The sequence below is a fragment of the Spiroplasma melliferum KC3 genome (genome assembly GCF_000236085.2).
Lineage (GTDB): Bacteria > Bacillota_I > Bacilli_A > Mycoplasmatales > Mycoplasmataceae > Spiroplasma > Spiroplasma melliferum.
On record NZ_AGBZ02000004.1, the window covers coordinates 21,225 to 40,797 of the forward strand.

The 19,573-nt window shown below is 29.4% G+C and carries 16 protein-coding genes; all 16 read left to right on the top strand.

What is annotated here, in order from left to right; translation table 4 throughout:
* Window positions 1-28: 28 nt before the first annotated feature.
* The 16 genes from SPM_RS04395 (at window position 29) to SPM_RS04470 (ending at window position 19,559) form a co-directional block, all read left to right on the top strand.
* A complete protein-coding gene (locus tag SPM_RS04395) occupies window positions 29-1,330 on the top strand; it encodes an adenylosuccinate synthase (protein ID WP_004028388.1) in 1,302 nt (433 codons plus the stop codon).
* Window positions 1,330-2,622 (top strand): adenylosuccinate lyase, encoded by a 1,293-nt coding sequence (purB, locus tag SPM_RS04400; RefSeq protein WP_004028389.1) that lies wholly within the window; start codon window positions 1,330-1,332, stop codon window positions 2,620-2,622. The genes SPM_RS04395 and purB overlap by 1 nt, the downstream gene beginning before the upstream one ends.
* 13 nt (window positions 2,623-2,635) lie before the next feature.
* Window positions 2,636-3,208: an aminoacyl-tRNA hydrolase gene (gene pth / locus SPM_RS04405; RefSeq protein WP_239643296.1), complete on the top strand. Its 573-nt coding sequence runs from the start codon at window positions 2,636-2,638 to the stop codon at window positions 3,206-3,208.
* Complete coding sequence (gene rsmI / locus SPM_RS04410; protein WP_004028393.1) at window positions 3,198-4,106, top strand: 16S rRNA (cytidine(1402)-2'-O)-methyltransferase; 909 nt, start codon at window positions 3,198-3,200, stop codon at window positions 4,104-4,106. The genes pth and rsmI overlap by 11 nt, the downstream gene beginning before the upstream one ends.
* Complete coding sequence (locus SPM_RS04415; protein ID WP_004028394.1) at window positions 4,084-4,848, top strand: hypothetical protein; 765 nt, start codon at window positions 4,084-4,086, stop codon at window positions 4,846-4,848. The genes rsmI and SPM_RS04415 overlap by 23 nt, the downstream gene beginning before the upstream one ends.
* 71 nt (window positions 4,849-4,919) lie before the next feature.
* A complete protein-coding gene (locus tag SPM_RS04420; protein ID WP_004028396.1) occupies window positions 4,920-5,795 on the top strand; it encodes a hypothetical protein in 876 nt (291 codons plus the stop codon).
* Between the two features lie 349 nt (window positions 5,796-6,144).
* On the top strand, window positions 6,145-7,344 hold the full coding sequence (locus SPM_RS04425) for an arginine deiminase (protein WP_004028397.1): 1,200 nt from the start codon (window positions 6,145-6,147) through the stop codon (window positions 7,342-7,344).
* A 39-nt stretch (window positions 7,345-7,383) separates the two neighbouring features.
* Complete coding sequence (gene argF / locus SPM_RS04430; RefSeq protein ID WP_004028398.1) at window positions 7,384-8,388, top strand: ornithine carbamoyltransferase; 1,005 nt, start codon at window positions 7,384-7,386, stop codon at window positions 8,386-8,388.
* Window positions 8,389-8,421: 33 nt separating this feature from the next.
* Window positions 8,422-9,927 carry a YfcC family protein gene (locus SPM_RS04435; protein WP_004028399.1) on the top strand — a complete coding sequence of 502 codons (1,506 nt, stop codon included), beginning with the start codon at window positions 8,422-8,424 and terminating at the stop codon, window positions 9,925-9,927.
* Between the two features lie 36 nt (window positions 9,928-9,963).
* Window positions 9,964-10,896 (top strand): carbamate kinase, encoded by a 933-nt coding sequence (arcC, locus tag SPM_RS04440; RefSeq protein WP_004028400.1) that lies wholly within the window; start codon window positions 9,964-9,966, stop codon window positions 10,894-10,896.
* A 328-nt stretch (window positions 10,897-11,224) separates the two neighbouring features.
* Window positions 11,225-12,874 carry a sulfite exporter TauE/SafE family protein gene (locus SPM_RS04445; RefSeq protein WP_004028401.1) on the top strand — a complete coding sequence of 550 codons (1,650 nt, stop codon included), beginning with the start codon at window positions 11,225-11,227 and terminating at the stop codon, window positions 12,872-12,874.
* Entirely contained in the window at window positions 12,865-13,977 is a 1,113-nt protein-coding gene (gene ald / locus SPM_RS04450; RefSeq protein WP_004028402.1) for an alanine dehydrogenase, read from the top strand. Before SPM_RS04445 ends, ald begins: the two co-directional genes overlap by 10 nt.
* Before the next feature lie 198 nt (window positions 13,978-14,175).
* Entirely contained in the window at window positions 14,176-15,705 is a 1,530-nt protein-coding gene (locus SPM_RS04455) for a hypothetical protein (RefSeq protein WP_004028403.1), read from the top strand.
* Window positions 15,706-15,791: 86 nt separating this feature from the next.
* Window positions 15,792-17,786, top strand: coding sequence for a type I DNA topoisomerase (gene topA, locus SPM_RS04460; RefSeq protein ID WP_004028404.1), 1,995 nt, complete (start codon window positions 15,792-15,794; stop codon window positions 17,784-17,786).
* Window positions 17,787-17,891: 105 nt separating this feature from the next.
* A complete protein-coding gene (locus tag SPM_RS04465) occupies window positions 17,892-18,227 on the top strand; it encodes a S1 RNA-binding domain-containing protein (protein ID WP_239498709.1) in 336 nt (111 codons plus the stop codon).
* Window positions 18,228-18,284: 57 nt separating this feature from the next.
* A complete protein-coding gene (locus SPM_RS04470) occupies window positions 18,285-19,559 on the top strand; it encodes a glucose-6-phosphate isomerase (protein ID WP_004028406.1) in 1,275 nt (424 codons plus the stop codon).
* The last annotated feature ends 14 nt before the right edge of the window (window positions 19,560-19,573 follow it).

Consider the following 19,573-nt stretch of genomic DNA (forward strand, 5'->3'; position numbering starts at 1 on the left):
TAAACCGTAGAAAGGTTGGAAATAAGTTATGAGTGGTACAAATTATCGAACATTAGCAATTGTTGGGAGCCAGTGAGGTGATGAAGGAAAGGGCAAAATTACCGATTATTTTGCTCAACAAGCAGATGTTATTGTTCGTTGAGCTGGTGGTGATAATGCTGGACATACAATTGTCATTAAAGGAACAAAATATAAGTTAAGTATTGTTCCTTCTGGTGTTTTTAATAAAAAATCAATGAATGTAATTGGGAATGGTTGCGTTGTTAATTTACGTAAATTAGTTAGTGAAATTAGTTATTTACAAGAACATGGTTTTGATTGTAAAAATTTACGAATTAGTGATCGTGCCCATTTAATTTTTCCATATCATATGAAAATTGATGAGTTGCAAGAAGAGTATCGTCAAAAAGACTCAATTGGAACAACAAAAAAAGGAATTGGTCCTTGTTATCAAGATAAAGCCGAACGAATTGGCATTAGACTAGGTGATTTGTTTGATGAAAAAGGATTTTTACAAAAATTAGAAAATAATTTAAAATTTAAAAATGAAGTTTTAACAAAAGTTTTTAATAGTAAAGGATTTGACCCAAAATTAATTTGAAAAGAATATTTGGCATTATTTCAACAAATTAAATCTTTAGTAACTGATACTTCAATTTTAGTTGATAATGCAATTCATACTCACCAAAAGGTTTTATTTGAAGGAGCACAAGGTGTAATGTTAGACTTAGATCACGGTACTTATCCTTTTGTTACTTCATCAAATCCAACAGCATCTTCAATTCCTGTTGGTGTTGGGATTGCACCTCGTTATATTAACAATGTTTTAGGAATCGTTAAAGCATATAATACCCGTGTTGGGACAGGACCATTTCCATCCGAAATTTTTGGGGAAGTTGAAACGTATATTCGTGAAGCAGGACATGAATATGGAACTGTATCTGGGCGAGCACGACGAATTGGGTGATTTGATGGTATTTTAATGAAACATTCGCTACGAATTAGTGGTTATACTAGTATGGCAATTATGTTATTAGATGTTTTAACTACTATTAAGGAATTAAAAATTTGTGTTGGATATGAATATCAGGGGCAACAAATTGATTATGTTCCAAGTACAATTAAAGAATATGAGATGTGTAAACCAATTTTAATAACAATGCCGGGATGAGATGAAGACATTAGTAATGTTACAACATTTGAAGGTTTACCACATAATGCCCAACAATATTTAATGAAATTAGAAGAAATTGTTGGTGTTCCAATTAGTTTATTTTCTGTTGGTCCTGATCGTGAACAAACTATTTTAATGAATAAGGAGATTTTTTAATGATTGAACGCTATTTTGTTCCAGAAATTGGAAAAATTTGAAGTGATGAAAATAAATATAATACTTGAGCAAAAGTAGAATTATTAGTTTGTGAAGGATGAGCACAAATAGGATTAATTCCTCCAACAGATATTGAAAAAATTAAAACTAATTTAACAGTAAATTTACCACGAATGTTAGAATTAGAAGCCGAAACGAAGCATGATGTTGTTGCTTTTACCCGCATGTTATCGGAGACACTAGGGCCAGAAAAAAAATGAATTCATTATGGTTTAACATCAACTGATATTGTTGATACTAGTCAAAATTATTTGATGAAAGAATCAAATCATATTGTTGCAAAATATTTATTTGAATTAAAAGCTGCGTTAAAAGAAAAGGCTCTTGCATATAAAAATCAATTAATTATGGGACGTACCCATGGAATGTTCGCAGAACCAACCTCATTAGGATTGAAATTTTTACTTTGGTATGCTGAATTAGAACGCAATATGATGCGATTTGAAGCCGCAGGCTCAGCAATTGCTGTTGCAAAAATATCGGGTTCAGTTGGTAATTATGCGCATGTTGAAGTTCAGGTTGAAGAATATGTGGCAAAACAATTAGGGTTAAACCTTGATCCAATTACAACACAAGTAACATCACGCGATTATCATATTGCACTATTTACAAGTTTTAGTCAAATTGCTAGTTTATTAGAAAAAATGGCGCTTGAATTTCGTCATTTACAACGTTCAGAAGTGGGGGAAATTGCCGAAGGATTTAGTAAAAGTCAAAAAGGGTCATCATCGATGCCACATAAAAAAAATCCAATTAGTGCGGAAAATATTGCTGGTCTAGCTCGTTTGATTCGTAGTAATATGAATGTTACATTTGAAAATAACTTATTATGACATGAACGTGATATTTCACATAGTAGTAATGAGCGAATTATTATCCCCGATACATATCATTTAGTAGTTTATTTATTAAAGCGAATGATAGGTGTTATTAATAATTTGGTTGTTAGTCCGGATAAAATTATTGAACATTTACAACAAGCTAATCAAATTTATTTTAGCCAAGTTGTTTTAACAAATATTTTGAAAGAAACTAACTATTCGCGAGAAGAAATTTATGATTTTATTCAAAAATGTACTTTAATAGCACAACAGCAGCAACTTGATTTTAAAAATGTTTTAATTGATAATAATGTGGCAAAATATTTGCCCTTACCAAAATTAGAACAATTATTTGATAACAATTATTTTTTACGAAATATTGAACAAATTTATCACCGAGTGCTAAAGTAAAAAAAGGAGCGAAATGATGAAGTTAATTGTGGGTTTGGGGAATCCAGGCAATGAATATACTTATACAAGACATAATATTGGTTTTTTAGCAATTGCTAAGTTGGTAGATAAATTTGATTTAGCAAAGCCAAAAAATGCTTTTAATGCTTTAATATGAGAAACAACAATTAACAACGAGAAAGTTCTTTTTTGCCAACCACAGACATTTATGAATTTAAGTGGCACTGCCGTTTATCAAATTAAACAATTTTATAAATTAACATGAGAAGATATTATTGTTATTTATGATGATAAAGATATTCCTTTTAATGTTATTAAGTTAAAAAAGAATGGTTCAAGTGCTGGCCATAATGGGATTAAAGATTTAATTCAAAAATTAGGTAGTGAAAATTTTTTAAGGATTCGTCTAGGAATTGGCAAAGATGTCCAGATTCCAACCCGAAACTGAGTACTAGGAAAGTTTTCTCCTGCTCAGTTAGAAATTATTAATAATGATTTATTAGAAAGAGTTTATCAAATTATGGTGCAATATTTAGTAAAAGCAACTAGTTTTGATAAATTGATGAGTCTTTATAATGGCAAATAAAATTAAACAATATAGTTTTAAAAGCAATAATCCCAAAATTTACTTAATTGCAACTCCAATTGGTAATTTGCAAGAAATGACACCGCGAGCAATTGAAGTTATTAAAAATAATGTTCAAAAAATTTATTGTGAAGATACCCGTAACACGATTAAACTATTAAATTATTTTAATTGTAAAAAACAGTTAATTTCTTTAAACAAAGAAAATGAAATGCATCGTTTAACAGAAATGTTAAATGATTTAGCACAAAACTTATCAATTGCGATTATTAGTGATGCTGGTTATCCACTTATTAGTGATCCGGGTTATTATGCCGTTAATCATATTTTGGAACATTATCCTTATGATGTAATACCGATTAGTGGTGCTAATGCTGCTTTAAACGCTATTGTTAGTTCGGGCCTTAATCCGCACCATTTTTTATTTTTTGGGTTTTTAAATAAAGCAAAAACAAAAAAAATTAATGAATTAGAACAGTTGTTATCATTACCATACCCCATTATTTTTTATGAAGCACCCCATCGAATCTTAGAAACATTAAAAATAATTAAAACAGTTTTTGGTGACCGTAAAATTGCCGTTGGTAAGGAAATTACAAAAATTCATGAGCAATGATATCGTGGTCATTTAAGCGAAGTGCTTTTATTTTTACAGCAAGAAGAAAATGTTGCTGTTGGTGAATATGTGCTTGTTGTTGATGGTGTGGGGAATGTTACTGCCCCTGTTATTGCAGATGAAATTTTGGTTGCTGAAATTGACCAGTTAATCATAAAACAAAATTATCGAGTTAAACAAGCAATTGATTTTGTTGCAAATAAATATAAAATTAGTAAAAATGTTTTATATAATAAATATCATCAGCAAAAGGAACAAGATGAAACAAACAGAACGAATTAAACACTTAGTCTTTTGTAGCATTCTCTTTAGTTTAGAAATTATTATTTTACTTTTAACTTATTTTTATAGTTTATTTTATTATCAATTGAATTGATTAAGTTATTTATGATATTTTGTTAGTTGATGAAGTGTGCAAACTGATTGTTTAATTTTATTATTTGCCTTAGGAGGATTAATTTATTTTACAAAATTAAGAAATTGTGGCTTTGTGACAAATCGGTTTTTTATTTTATATATTGTCTTTGCCGCTTTGTTAACATTTTTATTTTTTACACTTGGAACAATTATCGGTGCGGTTACTGGTGAAAAATTTACTGGCAGTTGGCATAACATAGCAATTTATTGAATTAGTACAACAGTGCAACATTGGGTTTGTCCAGTTATTTTTATTATCTATTTTTGCATATTGGTAGAAAAAGAATTTATAAATTATAAAGATTTTTGTTTACAAAAATTATATAAGTTTTATCTTCATCCAATTTTTTACACCATTTTTATTGCTGTCCGCCAAGGCGTTTTATTATTAACTCCAGTTGATGAAAAATTATGAAATTATAGTGTTCCAGCAAATAATTATTATGTGCCATATTTTTTTCAAGATTTTCGCCACTTAGAATATTATATTTTATATTTACTTGTGTTAAGTATCATTATTGCTTTATTAATAACATTTGTTGTTAATTTAAATAATTTATTAGTTAACCGTCAAAAAATTAAAGAAATGCAAGAAAAGATAAATTAAATTTAAATAAATTATTATTTTACGGTAAAATTGAAATACATAAAAATTATAGAAGAATAGAGGGATAAAAAATGACACAACAGAGTAATTTCTGAACAGATGTTGAAAAAGGAATGATGAGTTATTTAACAAAATATATTAATCTTTTTGAAACAGACTATGCAAAAGACACAGCGGAAAAAAATCCAAAAGTAGAAGCTTTTTTAGCGGGGGCAAAGTTTAAAACTAATTTTGAAGATTTATTTAATTTTGTGAAAACAGAAATCAAACCATTATTTGATGATATTAGAGCAGAATATTTACAAGATAAAAAACCAGAAGAAATTGACCAGAAAAAAGTTACAACATTAATTGAAGTAAGCAAATTATTTAACGCAATTATTCCATTGCCACGATTTTTAAATGATTTTATGACTAGTGCAAAAGAAGCTAGCCCTGTTGATTTAAATAAACTTTTTGTAAATATGATGAAGGTAGAGATTGGTGAGTTAACAAAAATTTATGATGATGAGATAAAAGATCTTGACCCAGCACTTGATAAATGTTTAAAAGATATTAATAGTGCTAATGATGCTTTAGAAATTTGAAATTTAGTAAATCAATTAGGCTTATTTTTACAACGTGATATTATGTTAACTGATTTTTCTCCTGAAAAAGAAGAAGAAAAGTTAAAAGGGCAGTTAGAAAATATTAATCAAATTGAAAAAGATTATAATGATGGAAAAATTAAATTACCAGAATTTAATAAAGAAAAAATTATTGAAGAAGTCCAAGCGTATCATAATTTTGTCATCGCATTAAGCCCGGAAAAGCGATTAGAAATTGCTGAAAAAACAACAGAATATCGTAATAAAGTTGTTCCTTTAGTTCAAATTATTCAATGTTTACATGATTTATTAATTAATATTTTAACTACAACAAATATCATTAATACAACAAAACAATAAGAATTTATTGTTTTTTTATTTTTATTGATAAAAAACATAATAAAAAACTTTAAAGACTTGTTTTTAAAATTAAAAAGAATAATATAAAAGTATAAGGATAAAAAAGTAAACAATGGCATTTTTACTTATGCAATATGAGAAAGTGTATTGCTTTAAATATATTTGATAAAAGGATAACATAATCAATCTTGAGTATATTTATTTAAATGATATTAAAGGACATTACAATTTGATAGGTATTCTGTGTATTTAACAGCAATTTGCATTTTTTAGTTTTGCATGTTTATCTTTAATTTTTATTAAAAGATTTTAATAAAAATGGACGTAGAAAGAGAAGAGGACAAGTAACATGACAGAAAAATATGGTATTAATGTTTATTCAGAAATAGGTAATTTGAAAACAGTATTACTACATCGTCCTGGCGATGAATTAGCTAATTTATCACCAGATTTATTAGAACGATTATTGTTTGATGATACACCAGATTTAGCAGTTGCACAAAAAGAACATGATTTTTTTGCACAAACTTTTAGAGACTTAGGTGTTGAAGTATTATATATTGAAAAATTAGTCGCTGAAGTTTTAGACACTGATTCAAAAATGCGGCAAGAATTACTAGAACAGTTTTTAAAAGAATCTGGTGCTAAAGAAGAATACATTAGTAAGTTACGTACTTATTTAGGTAAATTAGATAATCAAGCTCTTGTTAATAAAATGATAGCAGGAGTAACAAAATACGAGTTAGGAGTAGAAATTACAGATAATTATCCGCTAGCGGTTGATCCAATGCCAAATATTTTATTCCAACGTGATCCATTTGCATCAATTGGAAATGGTGCAACTATTCATAAAATGTTTACGGTTACTAGAAATCGTGAAACATTATTTTCTGATGTTGTTTTAAGACATCATCCCCGTTTTAAAGGAAAAATTAATTTTTGATATGATCGTAACGAAAAAGAAACTTTAGAAGGTGGAGATATTTTAGTTTTAAATGCAAAAACATTAATTATTGGTGTTTCACAAAGGACATCGATGGAAGCTATTAAAATAGTAGCAAAAAACTTAATTGAAAATGATTCAGTTAGTTATGAAAAAGTAATTGCATTAGATTTAAAAACAAAAAATCGTGCTTTTATGCATTTAGATACTGTTTTTACTAATATTGATTATGATAAATTTATCGCGCATCCATTAATTTTTGAAGCAATGGGTGAATTTAAAATTTTTGAAATTACAAAAAATGGAGTTAAAGAAATTAAAGAAACAATTAAGGATTATTTATCAGAAGAAGTTGGTAAGCCAGTTCAAATTTTTAAATGTGGTGGAGAAGATCCAATTGCACAGGCAAGAGAACAATGAAATGATGGGACAAATGTTATTACAATTCGTCCTGGCGAAGTGATTGCCTATTCAAGAAATCAAATTACAATTGAAATTTTAAAAGAAGCTGGTGTTAAAGTCCACGTTATTGATTCAGCTGAATTATCACGTGGGCGTGGAGGACCTCGCTGTATGTCAATGCCAATTTGAAGAGAAGATATCTAAAATATTAATATTATATTTTAAAAGGAGAGAAAAAATAATATGGCTGTAAATTTAAAAGGAAGAAGTTTCCTAACTTTACTAGATTTCACGCAAAGAGAAATTTACTATTTATTAGATTTAGCAAGACAATTAAAAGAAGCAAAATATGCTGGAACTGAACAAAAACCATTAGCTGGAAAATCTGTTGCTTTATTATTTGCAAAAGATTCAACACGAACAAGATGTGCTTTTGAAGTAGGAGCATTTGATTTAGGTATGCACCCTGTTTATTTAGGACCAAGTGGTAGTCAAATGGGGAAAAAAGAATCAATTGAAGATACTGCAAAAGTGTTAGGGAGAATGTTTGATGGAATTCAATTTCGTGGATTTAAACAAACTGATGTTGAAGCATTAGCAAAATATTCAGGTGTTCCAGTATGAAATGGATTAACTGATGAATTTCACCCAACCCAAATGTTAGCTGATATTTTAACATTGCAAGAAGAAAAAGGACAACGCAATATGAAAGGGCTAAAATTTGTTTATTTTGGTGATTCTCGTTTTAATATGGCAAATAGTTATATGGTTGTTAGTGCTAAATTAGGAATGCATTTTGTTGCTTGTGCGCCAAAAGACTTATGACCAAATGCAGAATTATTGAAAAAAGTACAAGCAATTGCGAAAGAACATGGTGGTTCAATTACGTTAACTGAAGACCACAAAACAGCAGCAAAAGATGCTGATGCAATTGCCACTGATGTTTGAGTGTCAATGGGAGAAGATCCTGCCGTTTGAGGAAAAAGAATTAAGGATTTAACACCATATCAAGTAACAATGGAAAAAATGAAACAAGCAAAAGAAGATGCTATCTTTTTACATTGTTTACCAAGTTTCCATGATGGGAATACAGATACTGCACAACAAGTGATTAAACAATTTGGTGGAACTGGAGAATTAGAAGTTACTGATGAAGTTTTCCAATCAAAATATTCACGTGTTTTTGAAGAAGCAGAAAATCGTTTACATACTATTAAAGCAGTAATGCTAGCAACAATTCGTGGCTAGGTTATTTATGAAAGATTAAAAGGGGGTGCAAAAATGGATATAAAAAAGAAAAAAAAGTTTAAATTTAAATTACCCACAGCATTTACAATTTTATTAGGAATTACGCTTTTAATTATTATTGTATCTTGAATTCCAGGAACAACTGGCCAATGAAAAGATGCTGATGGAAACCTTCACAATGGTGGTCCTGCCGGAATTTTTGACTTATTTTTAGCTCCAATGCAAGGATTTAAAAATAAAGTTGATGTTATTGTCTTTATTTTAGTTTTAGGAGGATTCTTAGGAATCGTTATTGAATCAAAAGCATTAGATGCTGGAATTGGCCGTTTAGTCGCAAAAATGAAAGGCCGTGAAATTTGAATTATTCCAATTGTAATGTTTTTATTTTCAGTTGGTGGTACAACTTATGGAATGGGTGAGGAAACAATTGCCTTATACCCAGTTATTATTCCTGTTTTATTGGCTGCTGGTTTTGATGTTTTAACAGCGGTAATGGCGATTTTATTTGGTGCCGGGATTGGTTGTATTGGTTCAACATTAAATCCGTTTGTTATTCAAATTGCCGCTGATAGTGCTGGTGTGCCTGATTTAACATCAACAACAGGAATTATTTGAAGAGCTGTGTCATGATTATTATTAACAGCTGGTGGAATTTCATTTGTTGTTTGATATGCATTATGTGTTCGCCGTACACCAGGGAAATCACCATTGTTTGATAAAAAAGATTTTTATGAAGCAGAATTTGCAATTGTTGATGATTTACCAGAATATAATGGTAAGCGAAAAGCAATTATGGCAATTTTTATGATTAGTTTTGTCTTGATGATTTTTTCATTAATTGGATGAGACAAATTTGGAATTCCTGCCTTTGTTAATTTTACAAAATTAGTTAGTGAACATGCCCCATTTATTGCCAATTTCTTTGCACCATTAGGACAATGATCATTTATGGAAATTTCAGCATTATTCTTTATTGCATCAATTATTATTGCATTAATTAATTGAAAAGGAGAAGAAAAATACGTTAATAGTTTTATCAGTGGTTCAGCTGATATCTTATCCGTTTGTTTAGTTATTGCATTTGCAGCTGGAATTGGGTTTATTATGACAAATACTGGAATGCAAAACAAATTAGTTAGTGGATTATCTGCACCAATGTCGAAATTAGGAAAAACAGGTTTTATTATGGTAGCCTTCTTCTTCTTCCTAATTATCTCATTTGTAATTCCATCTAGTTCAGGATTTGCTCAAACTGTTTTCCCAATTTTAGGTCCTGTTGCTAATGGGGTAGCAACTGGTTTAACATCAGGAACAATTACTGCCTTTTCATTCGCAAATGGAATTATTAATTTAATTGCTCCAACAAGTGCAATTTTAATGGCAGCTTTATCAATTTCAAAAGTTCCTTATGGTAGTTTTATTAAAGCATCATGACCATTAATTGTTGGAATTGTTATTGCAACAATTATCTTATTAGGAATTGGAACTTTACTACCAATTTCAAACACTAGCCCTTGATTCTCAATGCCAATTGATTAAGAAAGTTTTCATTTTAAGAGAAAGGATATGTAAATTATGGCAAGAATAGTTGTTGCGTTAGGAGGAAACGCATTAGGAAATTCCCCCAGTGAACAACAAGAAATTGTAAAAGATACTGCGAAAGCAATGGTTGACATCATTGAAAATGGTGATGAATTAATTATTGCGCACGGGAATGGACCACAAGTTGGAATGATTAACAATGCTTTTGATGAAGCTGCACATGTGAATAATAAAATTCCAATGATGCCATTTCCAGAGTGTGGAGCAATGTCACAAGCCTATATTGGCTATCATTTACAAAATGCAATTTTAAATGAATTAAATAAACGTAAAATTAAGAAAAATGTTGTAACAATTGTAACACAAGTTGAAGTTGATCAAAAAGATTCTGCTTTTAATAATCCAACAAAACCAATTGGGGCGTTTTATTCCGAAACAGAGGCAAAAGCATTAGCTGAAAAAAATGGTTTTACTGTTAAAGAAGATGCTGGACGGGGATGACGACGAGTAATTGCATCACCACAGCCAATTGATATTGTTGAAAAAGAAATTATCGAAGATTTAATTAAGCAAGGACATATTGTAATTACCGTTGGTGGTGGGGGCATTCCTGTTGTAAAAACAGGAACTGCTTATCAAGGCGTTCCTGCTGTTATTGACAAAGATTTTGCGAGTGCAAAGTTAGCGGAGTTAATTAAAGCCGATAAATTGATGATTTTAACAGCAGTAGCTAAAGTTGCAATCAATTATGGAAAACCTGATCAACAGGCGTTAGATGTTTTAACTTTAACTGAGGCAGAAAAATATATTGCCGAAAATCAATTTGCGCCAGGTAGTATGTTACCAAAAGTACAAGCTGCAATGAAATTTGCTAGTTCTGGGTCACAGAAAATGGCAATTATTGCGGAGTTAGCCCAAGCTAAAGCAGCATTAGCGGGTAAAGCTGGTACAACAATTAGGAAATAAATTCATAGTAGTTATTAAAACCTTTTTTCGCTAAAAATTGCTTTTTCTAGAAAGTACAATTAAGAAAGAAGGTTTTTATTATGGTAAAGTTAGCAAAAAGAAGGCTTAAAAAACAGTTTGAAATTTAAAAAAAAAAAAATATTTTTTTCTAAATTTAAGTAATAATAAGATTAAGAAAAAACTTAATAATTATTTAAACTATTTATTAAAAATTTACAAAAGAATAAAATTAATATATCATCATTTTAAGAAAAAGAAATGTGACATAATTTAGCCCGAGATAACAAAAGATATTAATCTAATTTAAATAAAGAATGAAGGATAAGGAATGAAAGAGAATTTAAATAGTATTCAACATCAAATTTTAACACAAGAAGATAATTTGGATAAATTTGTTACTGATTTATATTATTTTAGTACGTTACTAGAAAACTTAAAAAAAGATTTTAAAAATCATTTAACAGATTTAAACAGTTTAAAAAAGAGCAAAAAAATAACAATAGAAGAATATCAAACTAATTTAAAAATATTAAAAAATTTATATAAATCTAAAATGATAGAATTAAAACAAGATATTAATAAAATGGCTGATTTATGTATGTTTACATTTGAAAAAAATATTGCTTTTAAAAAAGCACATAAAATTGAAGTTGCAGCAGAACTTATAAAATTAAATAGTGAAATCAAAGATTTAAAGAAAAAAGCAAGTTTAGAACAAGCAACAATGTTAGAAGCTTTAAAAGAGGAAAAGCTTAAAACCAGAAAACCAATTAGTACTAAAACTTTAGTTTTAATAAGTGTTATTAGTTTACCACTATTAATTATTGGAACATTATTAATTAATTACTTACTTTACTTTCCAAAAACAAGAAATGAAAGTTTTGATTTAACAAAAAAAGAATATTTAATTGCTTTTATTATTGTTTTAATAACCTTAATAGTTATTATTGGTTATTTTATTTTAATGTTAAAAGTTATTAAAAAGACTTATATGGATCGTGAAAAAAATATTTTTAAGATAACCGCAATCGGTTTTGTTGGTTCATTTTTAGATACAATTGGAGTTGGTAGTTTTGCTGTTGCAACGGCAGGATTAAAAGCAACAAAGATTGTTAAAAATGATGCATTATTACCAGGAACACTAAACATTGGGTTAGGAATACCAAACTTAATTGCTGGAACCATCTTTGTTGCTGCAATTAATGTTGAGGTTTTAACATTAGTATTATTGGTTGTTGGAGCAATTTTAGGTAGTTTTGTTGGTGCCGAATTAACAAAAAGAATTAGTGCCAAACATATTAGTTTAACAATGGCCATTGTGTTAGCAATTGTTGCAATCCTAATGATTTTAACACAATTAAATGTTTTACCAAGTGGAAATAAAACTGGTTTGGAAGGATGACAATTAGGACTTGCCTTTATTTTATTTATGGTTTATGGTGGATTGCAAGCATTCGGAATAGGGTTATATGCTCCCGCGTTAGCAACAATTGCATTATTAGGAATGGATATTAAAGTTGCATTTCCAATTATGACATTAGCGTCAGGATCAGCTTTTCCAGTTGCAGCATATTCTTATTATAAAAATAATAAATATCAGCCAAAAACAGGATTTGGTTTAATGCTAGGGGGGGCTCTTGGCGTAGTATTAGCTTTTTTAACAGTTTTTGTTGGTATTGAAGTTGGGTTAGATGTTAAGCCCGATGTTTTTACTAATTATTTAAAATGATTAGCAGTTATTGTCGTTTTTTATGTAGCTATTATGCTATTATTATCTTATTTAAAAATTAGAAAAAAACCAAATGCTAATAATTTAACGACAAGAAAGATAATATTTTCACCGGAAAGCTATGATCAATGAAATGAAAAATTAGTTAATCAACTTGATGATTATTTACTAGCATATTATGACAAACGACAATTTTATAATGATTTACTTAATAAGTCTTTAGGAAAGGAAACAAAGACATGAAAATAGGAATTCCAAAAGAAATTAAAGCACAAGAAAATCGTGTTGGGGTAACACCAAGTGGTGTGATTGAACTAGTAAAACATAAGCATGAAGTTTATGTTGAAAAAAATGCTGGTCTTGGAAGCGGTTTTACTGATGATGATTATAAAAAAGCAGGAGCTATTATTTTAGATAATCCGGCTGAAATTTGGACAAAGGAAATGATTATTAAGGTGAAAGAACCATTAGAAAGTGAATATAAATTTTTTTATGAAGGACAAATTATTTTTACATACTTTCATTTGGCTTCAGATAAAGCATTAACTAAAGCATTACTTGATGCAAAAGTAACGGCAATTGCTTATGAAACAATTCAACTTGAAGATAATTCATTACCATTGTTAAGACCAATGAGTGAAGTTGCAGGAAGATTAGCAGTTGCTAATGCAATGTATTTTATGTTTAAAACAACTGGTGGTAGTGGTTTATTAATGAATGGTACACCTGGAACAGAACGAGCGAAGGTTACTGTTATTGGTGGTGGTGTTGCCGGAACAGCTGCCGCGAATATGGCAGCAAGCATTGGCTGTGATGTTACATTAATTGAGTTTAATGAAAATAGAATTCGACAATTGTATCACTTGTTTGGTAAACAAGTCCATATTTTAAAATCTAACCATGCTAATATTGAAAAATCAGTTTTAGCTAGTGATGTTGTTATTTCAACGGTTTTAATCCCAGGAGCATCAGCACCAAAACTAGTAACTGAAGAAATGGTTAAAAAAATGAAAAAAAATAGTATTATTATTGATGTTGCTATTGACCAAGGTGGTAGTGTTGAAACAATTACTAAGGCAACAACCCATGATAATCCAACTTTCATTATGCATGATGTTATCCATTATTCAGTAGCAAATATGCCAGGCGCAGTACCAAGAACAAGTACAATTGCTTTAACAAATGCAACAATTCAATATGCTCTAGCAATTGCTAATACTGATTTTAAAACACTATGTAAAACACATCCGCCAATTCGAAAAGGAATTCAAACAGTTGAAGGTAAACTTGTTTTTGCCCCAGTTGCGGAAGCACATAACTTGGAATATGTTGATGTGTTATCAATTTGTTAATTATTAACTTGTCAGAGTATAAAAGTTTTTTAAAATAAGAATAATTGAAGTTTTCTTCAATTATTTTTATTAAAAGTTATTTTAATCTAATTTATTTTGTAAGGGTAAAAGGTAGGTTCTTAATAATAACGCTAATAGAAGAAAATATTATTTTATGATATAATAAATACAAGTGATTAATACAAGTAGGGTGAATATATGTGTCAAAATAGTAAGAAGGGTCATAACAGTAATTGTCACAATAATTGTCGGATTCATCATCCGAATTTTTTTAATTATTATCAATATCCTATTTTTCCTTCTTATGGATGTGGAACACCACCATTAATTCAATATTCAATTCCACAGCAACCATATCCGCCATTATTTTCCCAGTATCAATATTCTCCAATTATTCAATATCCAATGCCAGGGCCACAACCAAATCAAAGTTTGCCCCTAGGACAGCCTTATCAATACAATCCTTATAATGTTGGACAAAATTTTAATAATTTAGCAAATAATGCTAGAATTAATGATAATTTTCAATATCAACCGGTTAGAGAAGATTATTATTTATCTCCTTATAATTCTCGCATTCCATTAGGAACAGAACGATATTATAATGATTTTCGTCGTCCAATTTCATCATTAAGCGCTGAAGAAGAATATAATTGAGCAGTGCATATTTCTGATATTTTAGATGAGTTTATTGGGCGTCATCGTAGTCGACCAAAATCTAATTTTGATGAATATCAAAACTTAAAACAGACATTAGATACGTCATTACGTCATTTGAAAGAAGCAGAAGCACTAAACCAAAAGTTAGTTAATGCTTGAGAAAAAAAAGATAAAGAAACAAATCCTACTTCAGCAGCTGATGATACAAGTAATAATGGTCCTATGAATTTACCAACAGATAATAATGATTCAACATTATTAAAGCAAAAAACTGACCAATCTGATGCTTTAAATGAAAAAAATGTTTCGCCAATAATTGCTAGTTCTGAACCAGAAAAAAGTTCATCTTTAACTGAAGAGAATGTAGAAGATAAGTTTAATTTCCTTGATTTTGAAGAGGATTCAGATAATAACTTTAATCCTGAAGATGATGCGCATAGTTTCTTTTTTAATGATGAAGAATTTAAAGAAGCAGATTCCCCCGAAAAAAAAGACAATGATATTTCAAAAAATGATAATGATGTTAATAATATTGCTGCTGAAGATATTCATGATTTTTTAGGTGTCAAATCACCAGATTTTGATTTAATGGAATCTAATCCAGAAATAATAGAAACAAATGTTTTAGATGAAGAATTAAAATTTGTTGATATTGATAAAGTAAAGGATACAAAACCAGTTTTCTGGACATATAAGGATTATACAATTAAGACATCATTAGGGGAAAAACGAGCTAGTGAAATTTATCCCAAAATATTTGATGAATATGGTCATCTTAAAATGGACCATTTTGAAGCAATGGCACAGTTTGGTGTGACAGAAAAACAATATGATCAATTAATTGAAAATTTTTATCGTGCAAAAGAAAATAAGACAAAAAAAATTAAAAAAAATGAATTTGGCGTAGTTGTTAAATCAAAATTTAATGTTAAAGCTTTTTGAATTACTATGGGTATTTTAGGTGTTATTTTATTATTAATTGCAATAACTGTTATTTTGTATTTTACTGTTCCTAGTGTTGCTGAAGGAATAAATACAATAACTGCTAAAATAAAAAAAATATTTTAATTTAGAATAATAAATTTAAAAATAGTTTTTTAAAATATTATGTATAATAATTATTGATGTGTTTTAAAAAATAAAGGAGAGAAAACATGGCACAGACGCTGGTAATAATGGAGTCCCCAACTAAAACGAAAGCAGTTGAAAAATATCTTGGCGAAAATTATTTAGTTTTATCATCAGAAGGACATATTCGTAATTTATCAACAAAGGGTGAATATGGATTAGGAGTAGATATTAAAACTTTTGAACCAAGTTATAAAATGGAACGTGGAAAAAAAGAACTTGTTAAAAAATTAAAGCAAGAAGCCAAGGCAGCAGATTTGGTTATTCTAGCGACCGACCCTGATCGAGAAGGAGAAGCAATTGCGTATCATTTAAATGAAGTCTTAAATTGTGGTGATAAATCACGCCGTGTTCGCTTTAATGAAATTACAAAAGAGGCAGTGTTGGATGCATTTCAACATCAAACAGATCTTGATATGAATTTAGTTCATTCACAAGAAACACGACGAATTTTAGATCGTTTTATTGGTTTTCGCTTAAGCAAATTATTACAGAAAAAGATTAAGTCAAAATCAGCAGGACGAGTACAATCGGTTGCTTTAAAGTTAGTTGTTGAACGAGAAAAAGAATGACAAAACTTTGTGCCAGAAGAATATTGAACTGTTGAAGGATTATATAAAAAAGCAGTCGTTAAATTAACAAAATTTAAGGATGAGAAAATTGAATTAAAAGTAGAAGAAGATGTTTTAAAAGTTAAAAAAGCTTTAAAAAAAGATTTTGTTGTTGTTCAAATAAAAGAAAGTGAAAAACAACGAAAATCGCCCAATCCACATACGACTTCAACAATGTTGCAAGAAGCAAGTAGTAAAATGGGTTTTGCTTCAAATAAAACATCATTAATTGCCCAACAATTATATGAAGGAATTAAAGTTAAAGATAATATTACAGGGTTTATAACATATCCGCGGACAGATTCAATTCGGTTAAGTGATAAGTTTGTTCAGGATGCTTTTGATTATATTACAATTAAATATGGCACAGAATATTTAGGCGAAGTTAAAACACCACCAAAAAATAAAAAAAATGTGCAAGATGCCCATGAAGCGATTCGCCCAACTGATTTAACGATGACACCAGAAGTGGCAAAAGAATATTTAAGTCGTGATCAACTACGTTTATATAAGATTATTTATAATCGTGCGCTAGCTAGTTTAATGGCTAATGCAAAGTTATTAAGTAAAGCAATTATTTTAGATAATAATAATTATGAATTTCGAATGACAGGAAGTACCATTCAATTTGATGGGTTTTTAAAATGTTATGTTTTAGAAGGTGATGAGGAAATTGCAAAATTACCAATGTTAAAACCAAATCAAATTATTAATTTAAATGAGTTATATGGAATTCAACATTTTACTAAACCACCAAGTCGTTACTCTGAAGCTAAATTAATTAAAACATTGGAGGAAATTGGGGTTGGCCGTCCATCAACTTATGCGCCAATTATGCGAACATTAAAAGATCGTGGCTATATTATTGTAGAAAATAAAGCAATTAAAGCAACTGATAAAGGGATTTTAACAAGTGACAAATTACAAGAATATTTTAGTGATATTATTAATGAAACGTATACTTCCACAATTGAAGAAAATTTGGATGTGATTGCACATGGTGATGCTGATCCAAAGCCATTATTAAAAGAATTTTGAGAACGATTTGAGCCCCGCATTGAAGCAGCAATGGAATTAATGGAAGAAATTCCAGTTGAGAAGGCGGGGATTGAATGTCCAGAATGTGGAAATGATTTAGTATATCGGTATGGAAAATATGGTAAATTTATTGCATGTTCAGGGTTTCCTAAATGTCGTTATATTCATAAAACTGGTCCAAAATTTGGTCCTTGTCCAGAATGTGGAGTTGGTGAAATTATTTTAAAATTTAATAAGAGACGTCAACGCTTTAAAGCCTGTACTAATTATCCAAGTTGTCATTACACTGATTCATATAAAGAAGAAAAGACAGAACAAGAAGAAAATAGTAACGAAAATAACGGATTGTATCGAATTAATTTATTAAAATAATAAACGATACTTTTTTTATGCTAGGCATTTATGTAAAATATTTTATTATTTAGAAAATGATTTTCATAGTTCTGGCGGTATAATTAGTACAGTTTCAGAAAGGGGATGTGACGAATTATGTATGTAAAAGGAAGTAAAGTTCTTGCAAAAGTTACAAACATTACACCGTTTGGTGCATTTTGTGAATTAAAAAATGCTGCTGGATTAATCCACATTAGTGAGATTTCAGATTACTATGTAAGAGATATCAAAGAATTTGTTAATATTGGTGACAGTGTTGAAGTAGAGGTACTAGACTATGACCCAGTTAAGAAACAAGTGAAATTAAGTTATAAAAATTGTCGACCTGAATTATTGAAAAAGAATAATAGTCAAATTCAAGAAACAGGAGTAGGATTCCAAATGTTAAGTGAAAAAATTAATTCACTAACAAGTAAATAAATTAAAATTTTTACAAATGGAAGGTTTTTTTAGATAGAAAGTAGGCATATTATTAAAATGATTAAAGTAGATTTTACTAATGCATTAGCCGAATCTGTTTTTAACAAATATTTAGGGCGAGTTAAAGATATTCACCAAATGATTCATAATAAGACAGGATTAGGAAATGATTTCCTTGGTTGAGTTGAATGACCAAATAATTATGATCAAGCAGAGCTTGCAAAGATGAAACAAACAGCAAAGCAATTAGCTAGTGAAATTGATGTTTTATTAGTAATTGGAATTGGTGGGAGTTATCTTGGCGCACGAGCAGCAATTGAAATGATTAATGGGTTATATAGTCAACAAAAAGTAGAAATCATTTATATTGGAAATACAATGTCTTCAACTTATACAGCACAAGTTTTAAAATATCTTCAAGACAAAAAATTTGGGATTTGTGTTGTGTCTAAATCAGGAACAACAACTGAACCAGCAATTGCATTTCGTCTTTGTAAAGAGCTTTTAGAAAAAAAAGAAGGAAATCTAAAAGCAGCTAACTTAATTGTTGCCATTACAGATAAGCAGAAAGGAGCCCTAAAAACATTAGCTGATAAAGCAGGATATCAAACCTTTGTTATTCCAGATGACATTGGTGGAAGATATTCAGTGTTAACGCCAGTTGGTGTTTTTGCAATGCTAGTAAGTGGTATTAACATTGATAATGTTTTTAAAGGAGCACAACAAGCTTATCAAGACACTTTAATTGATGATTTCACTAATCATGCCTATAAATATGCTGTTGGACGTTATATTTTAAATCAAGAGGAAAAATATAAAGCAGAAATGCTTGTAACTTATGAGTTACAAATGCAGATGATTACCGAATGATGAAAACAATTATTTGGGGAATCAGAAGGAAAAAATTCAAAGGGTTTACTACCGTTATCATGTGTTTTTTCAACAGATTTACATTCTCTTGGCCAATTCATTCAAGAAGGGACAAAAAATATTTTATTTGAAACAGTTATTGCAGTTAAAAAACCACAAATTGATCTTAAACTGTCAAAAGCAGAAGTAGATACTGATGGTTTAAATTATCTCGCTGGGAAAACATTACATGAAGTAAATACCATTGCTGTTCAAGGTGTTGTTGCTGCGCATAGGAAAGTTGGCCATGTGCCAAATATTGTTTTAGAATTTGCAACAATGGATGATAAAATGTTTGGTTATTTATCATATTGATTTATGAAAGCTTGTGCAATGTCAGCTTATTTGTTAGAGATAAATCCATTTGATCAACCCGGAGTTGAGATTTATAAACAAAATATGTTTAATTTATTAGGAAAATAAAAGACAAAATAAAA